The 17,756-nt window shown below is 67.9% G+C and carries 17 protein-coding genes and 1 pseudogene; 14 read left to right on the forward strand and 4 right to left on the reverse strand.

Annotated features, from left to right (window positions below):
- Positions 1-22: 22 nt before the first annotated feature.
- The 6 genes from H0B43_RS33645 (at position 23) to H0B43_RS33670 (ending at position 7,888) form a co-directional block, all read left to right on the forward strand.
- Positions 23-901, forward strand: coding sequence for a DUF4097 family beta strand repeat-containing protein (locus H0B43_RS33645; RefSeq protein ID WP_185724003.1), 879 nt, complete (start codon positions 23-25; stop codon positions 899-901).
- Complete coding sequence (locus tag H0B43_RS33650; RefSeq protein WP_185724002.1) at positions 901-1,863, forward strand: ATP-binding cassette domain-containing protein; 963 nt, start codon at positions 901-903, stop codon at positions 1,861-1,863. The genes H0B43_RS33645 and H0B43_RS33650 overlap by 1 nt, the downstream gene beginning before the upstream one ends.
- Positions 1,860-2,648, forward strand: a complete 789-nt coding sequence (locus H0B43_RS33655) for an ABC transporter permease (protein ID WP_185724001.1) — start codon at positions 1,860-1,862, stop codon at positions 2,646-2,648. The genes H0B43_RS33650 and H0B43_RS33655 overlap by 4 nt, the downstream gene beginning before the upstream one ends.
- A 125-nt stretch (positions 2,649-2,773) precedes the next feature.
- Positions 2,774-3,160: a hypothetical protein gene (locus H0B43_RS33660; RefSeq protein WP_185724000.1), complete on the forward strand. Its 387-nt coding sequence runs from the start codon at positions 2,774-2,776 to the stop codon at positions 3,158-3,160.
- Positions 3,161-3,805: 645 nt separating this feature from the next.
- Positions 3,806-5,041, forward strand: coding sequence for a hypothetical protein (locus H0B43_RS33665; protein WP_185723999.1), 1,236 nt, complete (start codon positions 3,806-3,808; stop codon positions 5,039-5,041).
- 15 nt (positions 5,042-5,056) lie between these two features.
- Positions 5,057-7,888 (forward strand): FtsW/RodA/SpoVE family cell cycle protein, encoded by a 2,832-nt coding sequence (locus H0B43_RS33670; protein WP_185723998.1) that lies wholly within the window; start codon positions 5,057-5,059, stop codon positions 7,886-7,888.
- On the opposite strand, the gene H0B43_RS33675 is transcribed toward H0B43_RS33670, so the two are convergent.
- Both H0B43_RS33675 and H0B43_RS33680 read right to left on the reverse strand, forming a co-directional pair.
- Complete coding sequence (locus tag H0B43_RS33675; protein ID WP_185723997.1) at positions 7,889-8,878, reverse strand: rod shape-determining protein; 990 nt, start codon at positions 8,876-8,878, stop codon at positions 7,889-7,891.
- Positions 8,879-9,087: 209 nt separating this feature from the next.
- Positions 9,088-9,882 (reverse strand): class I SAM-dependent methyltransferase, encoded by a 795-nt coding sequence (locus H0B43_RS33680; RefSeq protein ID WP_252189663.1) that lies wholly within the window; start codon positions 9,880-9,882, stop codon positions 9,088-9,090.
- A gap of 442 nt (positions 9,883-10,324) precedes the next feature.
- On the opposite strand from H0B43_RS33680, the gene H0B43_RS33685 reads away from it, so the two are divergent.
- The 3 genes from H0B43_RS33685 to H0B43_RS33695 all read left to right on the forward strand — a co-directional run bounded on the left by H0B43_RS33685 (position 10,325) and on the right by H0B43_RS33695 (position 12,341).
- Positions 10,325-11,023 carry a transglycosylase family protein gene (locus H0B43_RS33685; protein WP_185723996.1) on the forward strand — a complete coding sequence of 233 codons (699 nt, stop codon included), beginning with the start codon at positions 10,325-10,327 and terminating at the stop codon, positions 11,021-11,023.
- Between the two features lie 67 nt (positions 11,024-11,090).
- Positions 11,091-11,378, forward strand: a complete 288-nt coding sequence (locus H0B43_RS33690; protein ID WP_185723995.1) for a hypothetical protein — start codon at positions 11,091-11,093, stop codon at positions 11,376-11,378.
- Positions 11,379-11,504: 126 nt separating this feature from the next.
- Positions 11,505-12,341 (forward strand): CoA ester lyase, encoded by an 837-nt coding sequence (locus tag H0B43_RS33695; RefSeq protein WP_185723994.1) that lies wholly within the window; start codon positions 11,505-11,507, stop codon positions 12,339-12,341.
- Here the strand turns inward: H0B43_RS33695 and H0B43_RS33700 are convergent.
- The gene (locus H0B43_RS33700) at positions 12,325-13,746 is read right to left on the reverse strand and encodes an MFS transporter (protein WP_185723993.1); all 1,422 of its coding nucleotides are present in this window, start codon (positions 13,744-13,746) and stop codon (positions 12,325-12,327) included. The genes H0B43_RS33695 and H0B43_RS33700 overlap by 17 nt on opposite strands.
- A 132-nt stretch (positions 13,747-13,878) precedes the next feature.
- On the opposite strand from H0B43_RS33700, the gene H0B43_RS33705 reads away from it, so the two are divergent.
- The 5 genes and pseudogenes from H0B43_RS33705 to H0B43_RS33725 all read left to right on the forward strand — a co-directional run bounded on the left by H0B43_RS33705 (position 13,879) and on the right by H0B43_RS33725 (position 16,745).
- Positions 13,879-14,289, forward strand: a complete 411-nt coding sequence (locus H0B43_RS33705) for a DUF1801 domain-containing protein (RefSeq protein ID WP_185723992.1) — start codon at positions 13,879-13,881, stop codon at positions 14,287-14,289.
- A gap of 103 nt (positions 14,290-14,392) precedes the next feature.
- Entirely contained in the window at positions 14,393-14,575 is a 183-nt protein-coding gene (locus H0B43_RS33710; RefSeq protein ID WP_185723991.1) for a hypothetical protein, read from the forward strand.
- Between the two features lie 248 nt (positions 14,576-14,823).
- Positions 14,824-15,636 (forward strand): annotated as a pseudogene (locus tag H0B43_RS33715) (molybdopterin-dependent oxidoreductase); the annotation flags it as partial.
- A gap of 218 nt (positions 15,637-15,854) precedes the next feature.
- Positions 15,855-16,277, forward strand: a complete 423-nt coding sequence (locus H0B43_RS33720) for a hypothetical protein (protein WP_185723990.1) — start codon at positions 15,855-15,857, stop codon at positions 16,275-16,277.
- Positions 16,278-16,430: 153 nt separating this feature from the next.
- The gene (locus H0B43_RS33725; RefSeq protein ID WP_312033624.1) at positions 16,431-16,745 is read left to right on the forward strand and encodes an alpha/beta fold hydrolase; all 315 of its coding nucleotides are present in this window, start codon (positions 16,431-16,433) and stop codon (positions 16,743-16,745) included.
- Here H0B43_RS33725 and bla read toward each other — a convergent pair.
- Positions 16,720-17,673, reverse strand: coding sequence for a class A beta-lactamase (gene bla / locus H0B43_RS33730; protein WP_185723988.1), 954 nt, complete (start codon positions 17,671-17,673; stop codon positions 16,720-16,722). The genes H0B43_RS33725 and bla overlap by 26 nt on opposite strands.
- Between the last annotated feature and the right edge of the window lie 83 nt (positions 17,674-17,756).

The following is a 17,756-nucleotide window of genomic DNA, read 5'->3' on the forward strand; positions in this document are numbered from 1 at the left end:
CACCACCTTCCGGAGGTTCACCATGCCCACTTTCAGCACCCCGGCGCCGATATCGGCCACGATCGAACTCGTGGTCGGTGACGCCCGGATCACCGCGAGCGACCGGGACGACACCGTCGTCGACGTGCGCCCCAGCGACGACTCTCGCGAACCGGACGTCCGGGCGGCCGAGCAGACCCGCATCGAATACGACGCCGGCAGATTACTGGTCAAGACGCCGAAGCAGCGGGGTCTCGGACTGTTCGGCAAGACCGGTTCGGTCGACGTGACCATCGCGCTGCCGACCGGCTCCCAGCTCGAGTGCGACGCGTCGGTCTCGACGCTCCGCGTCGTCGGCCGGGTCGGAGCCTGCCGTGTGAAGACGTCGGCAGGCGACATCCAGCTCGGCCAGACCGGTCCACTCGACGTGCACACGGGCGCCGGCGGCGTCGTGGTGGAACACGTCTCGGGGAACGCGGACGTGAGCACCGGGTCGGGGAAGATCCGCCTCGGCGGGATCGACGGCAGTGCGGTGGTCAAGAACTCGAACGGCGACGACTGGATCGGCGCGGTGGCCGGCAGCCTTCGAGTGAAGACGGCGAACGGAGACATCTCCGTCGACGACGCCCGCGCCGACCTGGCCGCTGCGACCGCGAACGGCGACATCCGGATCGGACAGGTGGTGCAGGGCGCCGCTTCGCTCGAGACCGCGTGCGGCCGAATCGAGATCGGCATCCGCCCCGGCACCGCCGCCCGGCTCGACGCACACACTTCCTTCGGGAAGGTTCACAACCGCATGAACTCCGTCGGCAGCCCCGAATCGACCGACGAAAGGGTCGACGTGCGGGCCCGTACCAGCTTCGGCGACATCGTGATTCACCGCGCCGACGTCCAGCAGTCGACCAGTCGAAAGGCAGAGTGATGACAGCATCGATCACCACCCGATCAGCGATTACGGCCACGGGGTTGCGAAAGTCCTACGGCGACAGGCTCGTGCTCGACGGTGTCGACCTCGACATCGCCGAGGGAACGATCTTCTCCCTCCTCGGACCCAATGGCGCAGGCAAGACCACCACCGTCCAGATTCTGTCCACCCTCATCGAGCCCGACGGCGGTGACGTGCGAATCGGCGGGCACGACCTCATCCGCGAGTCCGATGCGGTGCGTGCCACGATCGGTGTCACCGGCCAGTTCTCCGCGGTGGACAGCCTCCTCACAGGCCGCGAGAACCTGATCCTGATGGCGGATCTGCACCATCTGGGACGCAGTGCCGGTCGCAAGCGGGCCACAGAGCTGCTCGCGCAGTTCGATCTCGTCGAGGCGGCCGCGAAGCCTGCCGGAAGCTACTCCGGCGGCATGCGCCGACGGCTCGACCTCGCGATGACGCTCGTCGGTGAGCCACGGATCATCTTCCTCGACGAGCCGACGACGGGTCTCGATCCGCGAAGCCGGCGCACCATGTGGCAGATCATCCGGAAACTCGTCGCCGACGGCGTCACGATCTTCCTCACCACGCAGTATCTGGAAGAAGCCGACCAGCTCGCCGACCGCATCGCGGTGCTCGACGGCGGCAAGCTGGTCGCGGAGGGCACTCCCGAACAACTCAAGCGACTCGTTCCGGGTGGTCACATCTCACTGCAACTGGCCGGGACGGAGGAACTCGCCGCCGCATCCCGAGTTCTCGGCGACGTGACCCGGAACGACGAATCGCTCACTCTCCAGGTCCCCAGCGACGGCAGCGTGCAGTCGTTGCGATCGGTCCTCGATCGGCTCGACTACGCCGCGATCCAGGTCGAGAACCTCTCCGTCCACACGCCAGATCTCGACGACGTCTTCCTCGCGCTCACCGAGCGCACCGAACCCCGGAAAGAGAGCCTGCGATGACGACCATGGGTTATGCGCTGAGCGATTCGGCGACCATGCTGCGACGCAACGTCCGGCACATGATCCGATATCCGTCCATGACAGTGCTGCTCGTCGGGATGCCTATCGTCCTCCTGCTACTGTTCGTCTACGTCTTCGGCGGCACGCTGGGCGCAGGACTCGGCGACCCCGCCGGGGGGCGCGGCGCATACATCGACTACGTCGCACCCGGAATCATCCTGATGACCATCGCGAGCGCCGCGCAGGGAACCGCGATCTCCGTTGCCACGGACATGACGGAGGGCATCATCGCCCGGTTCCGCACCATGGCCATCGCCCGTGTGTCGGTCCTGACCGGGCACGTCGTCGGCAGCATGATCCAGACATTGATCAGCCTCGTCGTGGTCGTCGGTGTCGCCGTCCTCATCGGATTCCGCCCCACCGCCGACGTCGGAGAGTGGCTCGCCGCCTTCGCGGTGCTCGCACTGTTCACCTTCGCGCTCACGTGGCTGTCGGTCGCGTTCGGATTGGTGTCGAAGAGCGTCGAAACGGCGAGCAACCTTCCGATGGTGCTCATACTGCTTCCATTCCTCGGCAGCGGGTTCGTCCCGACCGATTCGATGCCGGCCGGACTGCGCTGGTTCGCCGAGTACCAGCCGTTCAGCCCCGTCATCGAGACGATCCGCGGACTGCTGCTCGGAACGCCCATCGGCAACAGCGCCGCGCTTGCCGTCGGCTGGAGCGCCGGGATCGCGGTGGTCGGCTACCTCTGGGCGAAGCGGCTTTTCATTCGCCGGGTGACGTGACAGTTTCCCCGTGCTGGTGAGCGCTTGCCGCGGTAGTCTTCCGATGCCGCGGTTTCGCCACCGGTGATGCAGCCGCGCGTTACAGTCGGAACCGGTTTTTCCTTCGTCAGCAGGGTGGGATCGCGATGAACTTGATCAAGAAATCGGCTATGTCGGCGGTCGTCGCCGCGGCGGTGACACTCGGCGCGGGCACTGCCCACGCCGATCCTGTACTTCCGGCCCCGGGAACGCCGGCCTTCGAGATCCCCGGAAGACACGACGTCGACAAGCAGCAGGCCCTCGAGAACATGCTCAACGAACTCGGTGTCGGCTGGGCCAACGGGGGAGCGGCCGGGACTGCGATCGGAGCGCTCATAGGCCTGGGTGTCGGGTGTGTCTCGATGTTCCCCGGCAGCCTCGCGGGCTGCATCATCGGCACGCCGATCGGCGCGATCACCGGCGCGATCGTCGGAATCGGTCAGGGAAATCCCAAGGCGCAGCAGGCTATCCAGGAGTACATCAACACGCCGTGAGTGGGGGGTCGGGCGTCTCCGCTAGCGGTCGGCGTCGGCACGGACCTTCCGCAGGAGCCACTTCAGCGCCCGGGCCTCCCTCCATCCGAACGACGTGCGGTCGGTAGCGCGGCGGTGCCCCGTGCCGAAGACGTGCCCAGGAATGACGAGCCGGTGCCTCACCGAGTTCAGCGTGGCGGCAGGCAACGATGCGCGGATCGCGGACGTCCCGAGTGCAACGTCAGGACCGCGGACGTCAGTCCGTCCACTCCGTCGAACACCGGGCTGGGATCGCGCCACCCTCGCCCGGCCGGCGTCTGCAGCAGCCGGCGGCGCACTGCTGGTTCGACGTCGTAATCGAGGGCGACGATCGGAGTGATCCGATCGTGATCGTTTGGGTGATAGATGGCGTCGACGTCGACGTTGGTATCCCACAGAAAAAGTCCAACCGGAAGGTTTCTTTGGTTTGCCGGGGGCGATCGGCGCCGAGCGATGTGCGCCCGCATCTCGGATGAGTAAAGGGCATGTTCCGAGCACGCGGATCGGAGTTAAATGGAGTAACGCGGTTTTGTAGTGGATTTCGACAACGAGGGAGCCCAGCTCAAGGTCCGCCGCCCCCCGCCCCGGTCCAACCCGTACGGGGGGCATAGCGTTTCGGGGTGCGCGATGATCGAAGCAGTGACCGGGCTCCTCTCGAGGCGAATCGAGCCCGCTGACGGCCGATCCGATCCGCCCGCCGCACAACACGATGACGCAGGTGGTGGTGGAGTCTCGCTCCGGAGATTGCTTGCGGTGGCGAGGTTGACACCGGCGCAAACCGTCCTGCTCGTCGCGGATGTGCTCGATCAGATCGCACGCGGTCACGGCCGCTACCCGGTCCGTCTCCGAGACGACGACGTGAGGGTGTCCGATACCGGATACCTCACGATCGAGTGCACCGGCCCGGTGGCGTCGCGGGACCCCATGAACGAGGCGGTGACACGTCTCCTGCGCGACATCGCAGCGAACTGCCGGGGTTCGGCGCTCGCCGATCGACTGGACGAATCGATCTCGGATTCAACGGATCTCGATGGTCTCGTGCATGCGGTGGGCGGGGCGATCGCGCCACAGGTCGATGCCGGCGAGGAGCGCAGAAGACGGCATCAACTCGCCGATCTCGTCGCCGCGACGACGGGACGACCGCGACCGGACGGTCAGGCGGCGGCGGAGCCACCGGCGGTCCCGTCCCCGCCGCCGCCCGTGATAACCGGAACGACACTCGCGCCGCACGGCTGGTTCCCACCGGTGCGGAACCCGTGGCATCGCCGAAGCCGACGGCCGTCGCGACGCAACGGCGTGCTGGGGCTGATCGCGTTCCTGGTTCTCATCGGGACTCTGTTGCTGGCCCCGCGGTTGTGGTCCGAACTGCGCCGGGGCTGGGACGCCGTCCTCGATCCGGTGAATTCGTCGGAGCAGAACCAGATTCGCCCGGTATCGCCCCCACCGGAACCGGCGGATGCCCCGGTGGAGCCTGCCCCGGGGAGCGGCGTGCCGGTGCCCAGACCCGTCGACGTCGCAGCCCCCAGCAGCGCCGGGCCGATCACTCTGGTCACCGCGACCCTTGCCTCCGGCCAGTGCGTGTCCGGACAGGCGTGCGACGTCCGTGTCGACGTGCACCTCGATCCCGCGGCCACCGTCGGCACGGTGACGTGGCGGTTGAACATCTACGACCGATGCTCCGGCGAGGTGCGCACGAGCGACGAAGTGTCGTTGCCCGTTTCGTCCGGCGAGCAACAGGTGTACGGAATCGTCCGGACGGATCTGCCCCCCGGTGCCGCGCACGCCGTCGCGGCGATCACCAGCGCCCCGGCAACGGCCGCGTCCGAGCCCCTGCTGATTCCCGCCGAGAACGCACACTGTTAGGCGCCGGGGGGAGGGATGCACGACGGCAAGCGCCAATCGGACCCGTGGATCGTCGGGGCAGCGATCGTCCTCGTACTGCTCGGCCTCCTGAATCTCACTTCGACGGGGATGATGGGTCATGCTGTCCGGCACGCGCTTTTCGCCGCGGTCGGTCTCGGCATCATGTTCCTGGTGTCCCGCCTCCGGATGGGTGATCTCCGCGCCTTCGGCTGGGCGGTGTTCGCGGCGGCAACCGTGTTGCTGGCGGTCGTGCCCCTCGCGGGAGTCGCGACCAAGGGCGCCCAACGCTGGCTGGACTTCGGTGCGTTCACCGTCCAGCCGTCCGAACTGGCCAAGCTCGCTCTGGTTCTCGTGCCCGCAAGCATGCTCGCGGGTGGGTTCACCCTGGCCCGATTCCTCGCGACCTTGGCGATCGCGGCCCTGCCGATCGCACTCGTCGCACTCCAACCCGACCTCTCGACCGCGGTCGTGCTCGTGGCAACGGTGGGGTTCATGCTCATCCTTGCCCGGGTTCCGCTGCTGCCTCTGGTTCCGCTGTTCGTGCTGGGCATCGCGTCGCTTCCGCTGGCAGTGCTCTTTCTCCGCCCCTACCAACTCGAACGGGTGCACGTGTTCCTGTCGAGCACCGCCGACCCCGCAGGGGCGGGATGGGCCGCGCTGCAAGCGAACATCGCGATCGGCAGCGGCGGCCTGTGGGGACTGGCGCGTGATCCGCTGTACGACGTGCGGGCGGAATTTCTTCCCGAATCCGAGCACGATCTCGCGTTCGCCAGTCTCGTGTACGGGTGGGGTCTGATCGCGGGCCTCGCCGTCGTAGTGGCGACCTCGGTCATCGTGTGGCGGGCTGCACTCGCCGCGCGAACGGCGCGGACCCGGGAGGCCGCACTCGTCGCGGCCGGAATCGGCGGGCTGTTCGGGATCCACGCGTTGGTGTCTATCGGTCAGAGTCTGTCGCTGCTACCTCACACGGGGATGCCGATTCCCCTCTTCAGCTACGGAGGTACGGCCGCGATCGTGGGATTCGCCGCCATCGGACTGGTGCTCGCGGTGCGCCGGGACGGTGTCGCGCGGCCGCTGTGGGCGCCGGATCCCCGACGACGCCGGCGCCCGCGCGGTATATCGGCGGGCACGATGACGATGACCGCGGCGCTGGTTGCGATGTCGATGTTCGCCTGGCAGTTGCAACACGACCGAGGCGCCGAATTCCGGGCGATGAGCGACCAGCAGATGATGCGGTGCATCCGCCTGCCTGCCGAGCGTGGACTGATCCTCGACCGCAACGGTGTTCCCCTCGCGGTGAATGTCGACGAGTACGCCGTGGCGGTGGTCGCGCGGATGTTCGACGAGAACGACGACGACACCCGCAATCGGCTCGCCGCGCTGCTTCCCACGACTCCGGAGGAGTTGGCGGACCTGATCGCCGCCGGTGGCGACGGGGAAACGCAGGTGGTGGTGGGCAGGGTCGCGCCCGACCAGGCCCGGCGCATCGTGGACGCGCGACTTCCCGGCGTCCTGGTCGTTCCCTCCGGCCGCCGACAGTATCCGTATGGTGCGGTGCTCGCCTCCGTCCTCGGACACGTCGGGGTCGCCGACGCCGACGACATGCAACTCTGGCCGCATCTCGCGCTCGGATCACGGGTCGGCAAGGCGGGACTCGAGAAACAGTACGACGCCCTGCTCCGCGGCACCGACGGCAAACAATGCATCTACGTCGATCCGTCCGGAAATCCGGTGGCGACGGGTGAACGGGTGGATCCGGTACGGGGCCACGATCTGCGCCTGCACCTCGACATCGGGGTGCAGAACCTGGCCACCGACGCGCTCGTCGAGGCGATGCGCACCAGCAAGGGGGACCTCGGTGCCGCCGTCGTGATGGACGCCCGGACCGGGGCCGTGCTGGCCCTCGCCAGTGTCCCGGGAGCCGACAACAACGTGTACGGTCCTCCGGCCGACGTCGTCGCGCTCGCCGCGCAGAGCCAGACTCCGGGGCCGAGCCCGTTGGTGAACAATGCCATCCAGACCGCGGTCCCGCCCGGCTCGACCTTCAAGATCGTCGTCGCGGCGGCGAATACTCAGTATCCGGTGCTGTCGCCGGACGCGGTGATCGAGACCGGCGCCTCCTACACCTACGGTGGCCACACCTTCCGGAACTGGCAACCGATGGGTCCGCACAATCTGCTCCAGGCGATCCAGTGGTCCGACAATGTCTACTTCTACAAGCTCGGTGAACTCCTGGGGCCGGAGAAGATGGCGGACGTCGCGGGGCAACTCGGCGCAGGCCGGCGTTCCGGGATCGACCTCCCCGGCGAGGCCGAAGGATTCATCGGTACCCCCGAGAACGTCGGGAGCATCGGGGCCACCTGGTATCCCGGATCGACGCTGCTGATGGGTATCGGGCAGGGCACCGTGAGCGCCACGCCGATACAGGTCGCGCGCTGGACGACCGGCGTCGCCACGGGTGCCATGGTGACGCCCCAGCTCGCCGCCGCATACGGGTCGGCGCAGATTCCCATCCCGACAGCGGCACCGGAGCGGCTACCGTTCGCAGACCAGCTCGGCCCCGTGCGGGCGGGGATGCGGGCATCCGCTGCGGCCGGTACCGCCGGACAACTCGCGGATCTCCCGGTGCCTGCCGGCGCGAAGACCGGCACGGCGGAGGATCCGTCGGCGCCGGGGGAGGGACTCAACGCCTGGTTCTCCGCCGTGGCGCCGTTCGACGCACCCGAAATCGTGGTGTCGGTGCTGGTTCGCGGCGGCGGGTCCGGTTCCGCGACTGCCGGACCGGTGGTCAAGAAGATTCTCGAACACTACTACCCGCGGCCACCCGCCCCGCCGCCGAATCCGTGATCAGCTGCTGTACGCGGCAACGACCTCAGGGTGCGTGAGACATGCCGTCGCGCCCTCGGCGACGCACGTGAGCGGGCGCTCCGCCGTCTTGACCGGAAACCCGAAAGACTCTTCGAGCAGCTGCGACAGACCGCGCAGCAACGCACCACCACCGATGACGAGCAGCCCTTCCGACATCACGTCGCCGATCGCCTGGGGCGGGAGGTCCTCGAGGACCTCGATCAGTGTGTGCACGATCCCAGTTGTCGTCGGCCGCAACGCCTCGACGATCTCCTCTGTTTCGAGCGTGACCAGTCGGGCCCGGCCGGTGACCGCGTCGCGACCCTCCACGACGAGCGACTGCCCTTCAGCGGTGTCGGGTGCGCCCAGCTTGGCCCGCTCGGCGGTGAGTTCGCCGACGACGATCTTGTGCTCCGCCCGCAGATACTGGTACAGCGCGTTGGTCAGTTCATCCCCCGCGAGCCGGCAACTGCGGTGGGACAGAATGCCACCGAAGCAGATCGCCGTGATTTCGGAAGTGCCGCCGCCGATGTCGACGACGAGGTGGGCGCGCGGTTCGAGCGGATTGATCCCGCAGCCGAGAGCCCCCGCGACCGGTTCCGGCACCAATCCCACTTTCCGCAAACCGGCCTCGTGTCCGACCTCGAGCAGTGCGCGACGTTCGAGTGGGGTGGCGCCCGCGGGAACGGAGATGACCCCCTTCGGCCGCAGACCGTATCGCCTCGACGGGGATACCCGTTTGATGACGGCGGTGACGAAGGCGCGCGCCGACTCGAGGTCCACGATGACCCCGTCACGCATCGGTCGTACCGGTGCGATTCCGATCGGAGTGCGGCCGACGAGACTTCGCGCTTCCGTGCCTATCGCGAGGGCGCGATGCGGATCTTTCGTTCGAACGAGCATGAAAGACGGCTCGTTCAAGACGATCCCGTCATCGGGGGTTCCGACGACAGTGTTGGCAGTGCCGAGATCGATACCAAGTCCACCCACGTCGGCCTCCACAGGGATTCCACCGAGATGATGTAGATGTTACGCACGCGCAGCGGTGTTCGGAAGATGGCGCCTGCCGCCCGAGACCACTACACTGTGCCCCGCCGGTCCCGCCCTCCTTCCGCTCCCCGGATCGGAGTTCTACTGCGCGACGGACAGTTCGAACCGCGCCGCTCGAGCTCGAGCATCCTCCCCGGTCGATCCGCCGATCACCCCCGTCGGCGGGCGCTGACGAACTGCGAGATGCCGCGCAGTTGTTGCTCGACGTCGACGAGTCCGGCGGTGGTAAGGAATGCCGGGACGGTCGTGCGGTCGAAGACCCGTACCCCACACAACGTCGCGCCCAGCTCGAGTCCCTTTCGCACGAGAAGGGATTCGCGACCGTAGCTGGTCATCACCGCGATCCGGCCACCGGGTGCCAACACACGCACCATCTCGCGGAGCACGGCACACGGCTCCGCCACCAGGTAGAGCGCCGCGAAACAGCACACAGCATCGAACGTCCGGTCGTCGAACGGAAGGCCGGCCGCGTCGGCACGGAGGTAGACCGCCCGGGCACGCGCGTTGTCGTGAACTGCGCGCTCGAGCATCGCCGGCGAGTTGTCCACGCCGATGACGAATCCGTCGCCGACGAGCCGGTCGGCGAAGAAGCTGGTGAAGTTCCCCGGCCCGCACGCCACGTCGAGGACGCGTTGCCCGCCGTCGAGATGCAGGGCGTCGGCTGCCCGTTCGCGCTCCTCGGCCACGGACAGCCCGTGCAGGCTCAGCGCCGCGACGGCGATGGGCCGCCACAGTCGTTCGTAGACGGCGGCGACGGTTCTGTTGGCCATCGCCCGCTGCGCGACGGTCGGCCGCGACCGAGGATGCGGCTCGAGTAGGTCGATGTAGCCGGTGTCCGAGTAGCTCGTCGAGCGCAGCGCATCCTCGCGGATGAGTCCCCGGGCCAGCGCTGTCGACCACATCCCGTCGGAGTCCGGAGCCGGACCGGATAATCGTTCGGTCATAACCCTTATGACGAAACCGGGGCCCCGATAGTTCATCGATGTCATCCGGTCGGCCGATCGCGCGCGGGACCGTCTCTCGGTGCCGTATCAAGACCGAGACCTGACGGCGGAGCGTGACCGGATGGGCCGCTACAGCATTCGCGCCGCGTGTATATGCGTCACAAAAGTGTGACGACATGACGTCGGAATGATATCGAAACCTCAGAACTGAACAATTTTCACTCCCGCATCTCAATAGTCGGACATCCGTACCTTGTTCATGCCGTGTGAATTTCGGGAGGAGGCCACGTTCGGGGGCCCGCCGCTGCAAATCTGCGCACGCGGGTTCGGAATCCCGACACCTTCGAGGCGCGGGACGAGGCACCGCAAGGTGACGCCGGGCCGCAGCGACACGTTGTCGCAGGCACGCCCCGTCCGCAGGCGCGGAGAGGATTGAGCCAGCATGATCACTCGCACTGTTAGACAACGCACCCTCGGTTGGATCGCCCTGATCGGCGCGGTCGCTGCCGCCCTCCTGGGACTGGCCGCCGGAAGTGCGTCCGCCGCGCCGCACGACTGGGACGCAGTCGCGGAATGCGAAAGCGGGGGCGATTGGACCACAGACACCGGAAACGGCTTCTACGGCGGCCTTCAGTTCACGCCGGAAACCTGGAAGGCGAACGGCGGAAAGGGCGACCCCTCGGAAGCCAGTGAGGCCGAGCAGATCCGGGTCGCCGAGAACGTCCTGAAAACTCAGGGCCCCGGCGCGTGGCCCGTCTGCGGCCAGTATCTGAAGAAGGGCGGCACACCGCCCGTCGTCGAGGCGCCGAAGCCGACCCCGGCGCCTGCACCGGCGATCGAGAAGCCCGCTCCGCCGATCGAGAAGCCCGCCCCGGCCATCGAGACACCCGAGGTCGAGACGCCGAAGGTCCAGACCCCCGGCCGCGAGTCACCGGCCCCGGTCGAGGCTCCCGATCCCGAGACCTCCGTGCCAGTGCAGGCTCCGGCGCCCGCCGAAGCGCCCGCTGAAGCGCCCGCCACCGCCGAGGACGCCGCGACTGTGAAGGCGGCCGCCCAGGCGGCCCTGGACGGCGCCCGCGCGCTTGCCGAGCAGAACGGGTCGAGCCAGGTGTTCGAGCAGAGAGTTGCAGCGGGACGGTAACGCTCGGCGTTTCGTGCGCGAACTAACCGCACAGACCCGTCGTGTCCTCGCCAACCAAGGAGCCCTCGTGCAGAAGAAGTCCGCTCGACGTACCGCAGCACTCGTCGGAATCCTGTCCGCGCCCCTTGTCCTGGGCGCAACCCTGGGAGCCGGCGCGGCGAGTGCCGAACCGTGGCACGTCGGACCGGTCTACCGCGCCGAGTCGTCCGGCGAGGGCGCGCAGTACTTCTGTGGAAAGGCTTCGGCGCTCGAGCAGACCTCGGGCGTGGTGATCGTGCCGTGCACCTTCGACGCCGCAACCAACGTCTGGTACCGGGTGGTGTTCAACCCGGTGTCCTGGGGCCTCGACTTCTGACGAGAGAGTCCGGTTCGCTGCCCCTGCCGAAGCGGCGACCGGACGGCCCCGGTGCACTCCGCTTCGTCGAGTGTGTCTTCGCTCGGTGATGCGCAGACTCCTCGGTATGGCCGAGGGAAGAACAGCATGAGTGTCGAGACAGTCCGGACCGGGAAGGCCGACATCGCGATGGCGCGGAGTTGGCTTCTGGTTCCCGCGATCGGCAGCGAGACCATCGCCGCGGCGGCGGCATCCGGTGCGGACGCCCTGATCATCGACCTCGAAGACGGGTTACCGTTCGCGGCGAAGGAGAAGGGCCGTGCCTGCGCCGCGGCCTGGCTCGAGCGGCACACGGGCTGGGTGCGGATAGGCGACGCCACCACCGCCCATTGGCGGCGCGACCTCGACGCGATCCGCGGTCTGCCGGGGCTGCAGGGGCTGATGCTCTCGAAAACCGAAACTCCCGAGCAGGTGCGCGACACCGCCGGCGAGATGCCCGGCGTCCCGATCGTCGCGCTCGTCGAATCCGCGGCAGCGATCGTGGTTGTCGACGACATCGCTCGCACCCGCTCCGTCGTCCGGCTCGCGTTCGGGATCGGCGACTACTGCCGTGACATCGGGGCGGGGCGAAGCCCGATGGCTCTGGCGTATGCCCGATCCCGTCTCGTCAACGCGAGCCGGGCGGCGCAGATCGGACCTCCGGTCGACGGGCCCACGTTGTCGCCCGAGGCCGCGGTGGTGCGTGACGACACCCGTTTGGCCCGCGAGATGGGAATGACCGGAAAGCTGACCCTCGCAGGGGAGCAGGTGCCGGTGATCAATACAGCGCTGGCCCCCGACACGCACGACATCTCCTGGGCGGAGGCGACGATCGAACGGCTCGGTGCGGATGGTGCCCGTGTCACTCACGGCGGTCACCTCCCGCAGCTGGCGCGTGCCCACGACATCCTGCGACGTGCGGAACACTTCACTCCACGGCCGTAGGGGAGTCCGACGACCTAGAGATGGCGTGCCGCGTCGCGCGACACGCCGGGTAGACGCCGACCGCGGCGATGACGCCGAGACCGAGGAAGAGCAGTCGCGCCGACGTCAGCGGCGAGGGCGCGCCGAGGTTGACCAGCACGCCGGCGATCGCGGACCCGACGGCCATGGCGATCAGTTCGACGGTGTTGAGCCCGGCTGCAGCCTTGGCGCCCTCCTGTGCGTCGTCGCTGCTTCGCATGGCGGCGACCATGAGGTGGGGGAAGGCGAGTCCGATCCCGGCACCGGCGGCGACGAGCACACCGGCACATAGGATCACGGTGCCGAGGCCGGCGTCGTCGCGCCAGAGGCCTGCCGACACGAGCAGCCCGGCAGCGAGGACGACCGGTCCGGCGACCGTAGCTGCCTTCTGCGCCCGGGGCCGGGAGATGGCGGAACTGAAGACCATGGTCACGGACCACCCGACCGACATCATGGCGCCGAGGAATCCCGCAGCGAACGGTGCCAGTCCGGCGAGCCGTTGACCGAACAGGGGTGTGAAGGCCTCCGAGACCGTGCCGGACGCCAGTACCGCGATGGCGAGGTAGATCCACTTCAGCGACGACGCCGTGGTGTAGGTCGACTTCGGCAGCACTCGGTGCGGTGAGCGACGGTCCCACGCGACGAAGAGACCGACGAACACGACCCCGAGTGCGATCAGGATCAGCATCCGGGTGCGGTTGCCGAGGATGCCTGCGACGCTGATCGCGATCGTGGCGAGGGTGAGCAGTGCGAGTGACACGGCCGGGACCGGCTCCCCACCGCGTCCATGTTCGGTGCGCGGCAAGGCCCGCGGCGCAATCACTGCGATGGCGGCGGCGACCCCGGCAAGCGCCACGAACGCGAGGCGCCACTGGCCGAGTTGCGCGAACAATCCGCCGATCGCCGGACCGGCGAGAGTTCCGACACCCCACATGGCCGAGACCAGGGCGGTAGCGCGTGCCCACACGTGTTCCGGCAGCGCCTCGCGCAGTACCGCGTAGCTCAGCCCCGCGAGCAGACCGCCCCCGAGACCCTGGATGGCACGTCCGACGAGGAGGACTTCCATGGTCGGGCTCACGGCGCAGATCATCGTGCCGGTGACGAACGGTGCCAGCGCGAAGAGATACGCACCCAGTGCCCCACGACGGGCGAGCAGGCGGCTGACCGTCATAGACGAGATGACGGACGCCACCATGAAGACGGTCGCACTCCATGCGTACAGCGACTCGTTACCGAGCTCGCCGATCGCGGTGGGCAGCAGGGTCGTCGTCAGAAAGATGTTGACTGCGTGCAGTGCGACGCCGCCGGCGAGGACGACGGAGGTGGAGCGGTATCGGGGTCCGAGCAGTTCGGACCAGCCGGCCGGTGACGCGGCGGTCGTTGTCATGCGTTCGATGCTAAAAACTCGAGTGCACTCGAGGTCAAGGAAAAGGTGCGATGTGTACTGCACTCGCGGCGACCGTCGAGGATACTCGGGGACGGAAAGTGACGACAACCACGACGAGAGTGACTGGCGACAATGGCGAAGAGGCACAGCGGATCTGACGACGGCAACGGAGAAGACTCACCCTCTCGGCTGATCGACGCGAGAATCGCCGAGCTGGGCGACTGGCGCGGCGAGATGCTCGCTCGGATCCGCGCTCTTGTCAAGCAGGTCGACCCCGACGTGGTCGAGGAGTGGAAGTGGCGAGGGGTGCCTGTGTGGTATCACGACGGAATGATCTGCACCGGTGAGACGTACAAGAAGGCGGTCAAGATCACCTTCGCCAAGGGTGCTTCGTTGGACGACCCCTCCGGCCTCTTCAACTCCAGCCTCGAAGGCAACACCAGGCGTGCCATCGACTTCCACGAGGGCGACGAGATCGACGAACAGGCGTTGACGGCGCTCCTTCACGCCGCGGTGGCACTGAATACGTCCGCATCCGGCTAGAGCACCCGCCCGGTCCCGGCGCGGACCCGGTACTGTGGCCGTATGCGCAGCAAGCACCAAGGCTAGCCCCGGTCCGGGGCCGCCCCGAGTCAGGAGAAACCTGATGCGTGCTGCACTCTGCAATGCCCTCTTCGCCGCGTTCGGCCACCGGATCTGCTGTGGCCGGATTCCGGAATGGACTGCCCACGTCGGTCAGCCGTGGGACACCTACGACGTTGCACCGTGGAATCTGTACAACGTGATCTGGCGGGGCCAGTACTGGGTCCGGTGCGGCATCACCGACTGAACTACCCGGACCCTCGCGTGCGGACGTAGGTTTCGTGCGAATCGCCACGAGCGCCCGACAGGCGCGGTTCCATGGGTGTGATCCCTCAGGTTTCGCCCGGCTGACGTCGGTTCGCTCGATCTGGAGGAGAACGTGGTGGATGCGGATGCCGGTGGTCCGCCGGAGGGGGCTCTGCTCAGGGGAGGGCGGTTCTTCACGCCGGTCGTGTTCTCGGACGACGGGCGCACCGTCACCCGGGAGGGGTGGGCGCAAGGGTTCGGCTCGGCGATCCGGTGGACGCGTGGGCCGACATCCAGGCCGACCCGGCACGGCGCAGGAAATACCAGCAGGCCCGCGGCAAGGGCGGGCTCGTGCGGGTGTCGTGGGCCGAGGCCACCGAGATGATCGCCGCGGCCCACGTGCACACGATCAAGACGTACGGGCCCGACCGCGTCGCCGGATTTTCGCCGATTCCTGCGATGTCGATGGTCTCGTTCGCAGCCGGGTCACGGTTCATCGAACTTCTCGGTGGTGTCATGCCCTCGTTCTACGACTGGTACGCCGATCTGCCGGTCGCCTCGCCGCAGGTCCTCGGCGACCAGACCGACGTCCCGAAGTCCGGGGGACTGGTGGGACGCGTCGTACCTGATGATGTGGGGTTCCAACGTGCCGGTCACCCGGACCCCCGACGCGTACTGGATGGCCGAGGTGCGGTACCGCGGCACGAACGTTCTGTCGGTCAGCCCCGACTGCACCGACAACACGAAGTTCGCCGACGAGTGGATGCCCTGCACCGCCGGTACAAACGACGCGATGGCGATGGCGATGGGGCACGTGATCCTGTCGGAATTCTTCGTCGACGTCCGGCAGTTCACGGACCTGCTGTTCCTCGTCCCGCTCGAGGAACGCGGCGGCCGCCTCGTGCCCGGAAAGAACGTCACCGCCGCCGATCTCGGTGAGTCGAGCGAGAACGCCGCATTCAAACCGGTGCTGGTGGACGGTGCAACGGGCGAGGCGGTGGTGCCGCACGGCTCCCTCGGATTCCGTTACGGCGACGAGGGAATGGGGAATGGAACCTGGACCGGGTGTCGAGCACGCTGGTCGCCGCGACCCCGGTGAGCGCCGGTGGGGTATCCGCCTCGTCGATTCACCGCGCGCGATCGCCGGTCAGCCGGCCGACGAACACCACGACGAGGAGCAGCCGGGCGGTCCGGAGCTGATTCGCCGATACGTGCAGGTCGCACCGAGGGGATAACGCGGTTCCCCGGAGCAGATGCTGACGGCCGGGTAAGTTCGACTCGTGGGTGACACGGCAGTCGACCCGGAGAAGGCGTACGAGGCCCTCTCCGATGGCGCGCGCCTCGCCCTCCTCGGCAACCCGGAGGGCATCATGCCGCCGCAGTTCATCGGGCAGGTCATGACCGTGTGCGGGCAGGCGTGTGTCGCCAGCATCACGGCGGGAGCCGATTCGTTGCCGCAGATGGCGATGCTCCAGGGTCCGGTCTCGGAGTACCTCGCCCGGTGCAGGAGCGCACTGGACGCGTGGTGGAACTCGCTGACGCCGCAACTGCGTGCGGTCATCAGGTGTCGTGAGGAGTTTCCCGAATCGATGGCGCCCGTGTTTCCCCAGCACAGTCCGTGGACCGCAGCCTCCACACCGGGGTCGCACCTGCTGGTCCGCGATTATCTGGAGTTGCAGGCCACGGGACGCGAGTTGATGTAGGGCGCCCGGACGAATCGGCCGCGCCGCCCCACCAGGTTTCCGGATCTGCCGTGACGATGTCGGTCCCCGCGCGCACACGCCGGGATGGAGCTTTCGCAGCCCTTCGAATGGCGTGGCCGATCGGTGGCATGGGACAGGTTCGGGGTGTGCAGGGTGAACTGCTCGCCGATCTCCTCGGTCGATGGACGAGGGCCGGGCCGCGTTCTACCGCAGATCGCCGGGGTCGACGAGCGGTACACCGACGAGATCCAGGGCCGGCACGCGTCGATCGACGTTCCGGTCACGGTCGTGTGGGGGAGGGACGACGCCTGGATCCCCGTCGACCACGCCGAGGAATTGGCCCGCCTGATCCCGGGCGCGGCGTTCGAGATCATCGACGACGCCGGGCATCGGATCCAGTTCGACGCGCCGGTCGCGCTGGCGACGGCCCCGCACAGGTGGCTCACGGCGCGGTCAACCCGTCGATGACGGCGGCGGTGCTGTCGGCGATGGCCTGGTTGTTTCCCTGCGCGTCCTCCTGATCGGTGAGGCTGTCGGTGAGGATGGTGAGCGCGATCGGGTCGCCCTCCGGACTCCACACGACGCCGGCATCGTTCGCGGTGCCGAAACCGCCGCCGCCGGTCTTGTCGGCGGCAGACCATCCGGGCGGCAGTCCGGCGCGCATGCGCTTGTCCGAGGTCTTGCTCGACCGCATCCAGTCGAGAAGTTGATCGCGGCTCGCCGCATCGAGGACGTCTCTCAGGAGCAGCGCCCGCACACCCTGTGCGAGTCCGTTCGGTGTCGTCGTGTCGCGCGGGTCGCCGCGGAATGCGGTGTTGAGTTCGGTTTCCCACCGATCCAATCGGGTGCTCTCGTCGCCGACGTCGCGGGCGAGGGCGGTGATCGCCTGCGGCCCGCCGACCTCGCGGAGGAGGTAGTTTCCGGCGGTGTTGTCGCTCTGCGTGAGTGCCGCTTCGGCGATCTGCCCCAGGGTCATCGGGGTCCCGACCGCTGCGGCGGTGACCGGCGAGTTCTCGACGAGGTCGCCGGGTTCGACGACAACCGTGTCGTCGAGTGAGATCGTTCCGTCCTCGACCTTGCGCAGAACCGCGGCGGACGCGTACGCCTTGAACGTCGAGCACATCGCGAACCGCTCCTCGCCCCGGTGGCTGTAGACCTCGCCGGTCGCGGTATTGACGGCCGCCACCCCGATCCGGGTGGAGTATCGCGCCTCCAGGGCGTCGATCTTCGCGTCGAGCGACTGAACATCGGGTGCCGTCGCCGCCGATGTCGTGGGAGGGGCTTGTTCCGCCGTGGCCGTGCACGCGCCGGCCAGCACGGGCAACGCCAGAGCCAGAGCGGAGAAGCCGCGACGGCCGATGCGCCTGCGTTTCGGGTGGTTTCGGTGTGTGAGCATGAACCCAATGTCGGGTGCCCCCGCTCATAGCGCAAAGACGCATGCGTCGTCGCGGCGAGTCGGGTGCGCTATCACCCCAGTTC

It is taken from the genome of Rhodococcus sp. 4CII, from assembly GCF_014256275.1.
Taxonomy (GTDB): domain Bacteria; phylum Actinomycetota; class Actinomycetes; order Mycobacteriales; family Mycobacteriaceae; genus Rhodococcus_F; species Rhodococcus_F wratislaviensis_A.

Bases quoted from the DNA above. Each gene is read 5' to 3' on its own strand.
- H0B43_RS33645 (WP_185724003.1), top strand. From the start codon at position 23: ATGCCCACTTTCAGCACCCCGGCGCCGATATCGGCCACGATCGAACTC.
- H0B43_RS33650 (WP_185724002.1), top strand. From the start codon at position 901: ATGACAGCATCGATCACCACCCGATCAGCGATTACGGCCACGGGGTTG.
- H0B43_RS33655 (WP_185724001.1), top strand. From the start codon at position 1,860: ATGACGACCATGGGTTATGCGCTGAGCGATTCGGCGACCATGCTGCGA.
- H0B43_RS33660 (WP_185724000.1), top strand. From the start codon at position 2,774: ATGAACTTGATCAAGAAATCGGCTATGTCGGCGGTCGTCGCCGCGGCG.
- H0B43_RS33665 (WP_185723999.1), top strand. From the start codon at position 3,806: ATGATCGAAGCAGTGACCGGGCTCCTCTCGAGGCGAATCGAGCCCGCT.
- H0B43_RS33670 (WP_185723998.1), top strand. From the start codon at position 5,057: ATGCACGACGGCAAGCGCCAATCGGACCCGTGGATCGTCGGGGCAGCG.
- H0B43_RS33680 (WP_252189663.1), bottom strand. From the start codon at position 9,882: ATGACCGAACGATTATCCGGTCCGGCTCCGGACTCCGACGGGATGTGG.
- H0B43_RS33685 (WP_185723996.1), top strand. From the start codon at position 10,325: ATGATCACTCGCACTGTTAGACAACGCACCCTCGGTTGGATCGCCCTG.
- H0B43_RS33695 (WP_185723994.1), top strand. From the start codon at position 11,505: ATGAGTGTCGAGACAGTCCGGACCGGGAAGGCCGACATCGCGATGGCG.
- H0B43_RS33700 (WP_185723993.1), bottom strand. From the start codon at position 13,746: ATGACAACGACCGCCGCGTCACCGGCCGGCTGGTCCGAACTGCTCGGA.
- H0B43_RS33705 (WP_185723992.1), top strand. From the start codon at position 13,879: ATGGCGAAGAGGCACAGCGGATCTGACGACGGCAACGGAGAAGACTCA.
- H0B43_RS33710 (WP_185723991.1), top strand. From the start codon at position 14,393: ATGCGTGCTGCACTCTGCAATGCCCTCTTCGCCGCGTTCGGCCACCGG.
- bla (WP_185723988.1), bottom strand. From the start codon at position 17,673: ATGCTCACACACCGAAACCACCCGAAACGCAGGCGCATCGGCCGTCGC.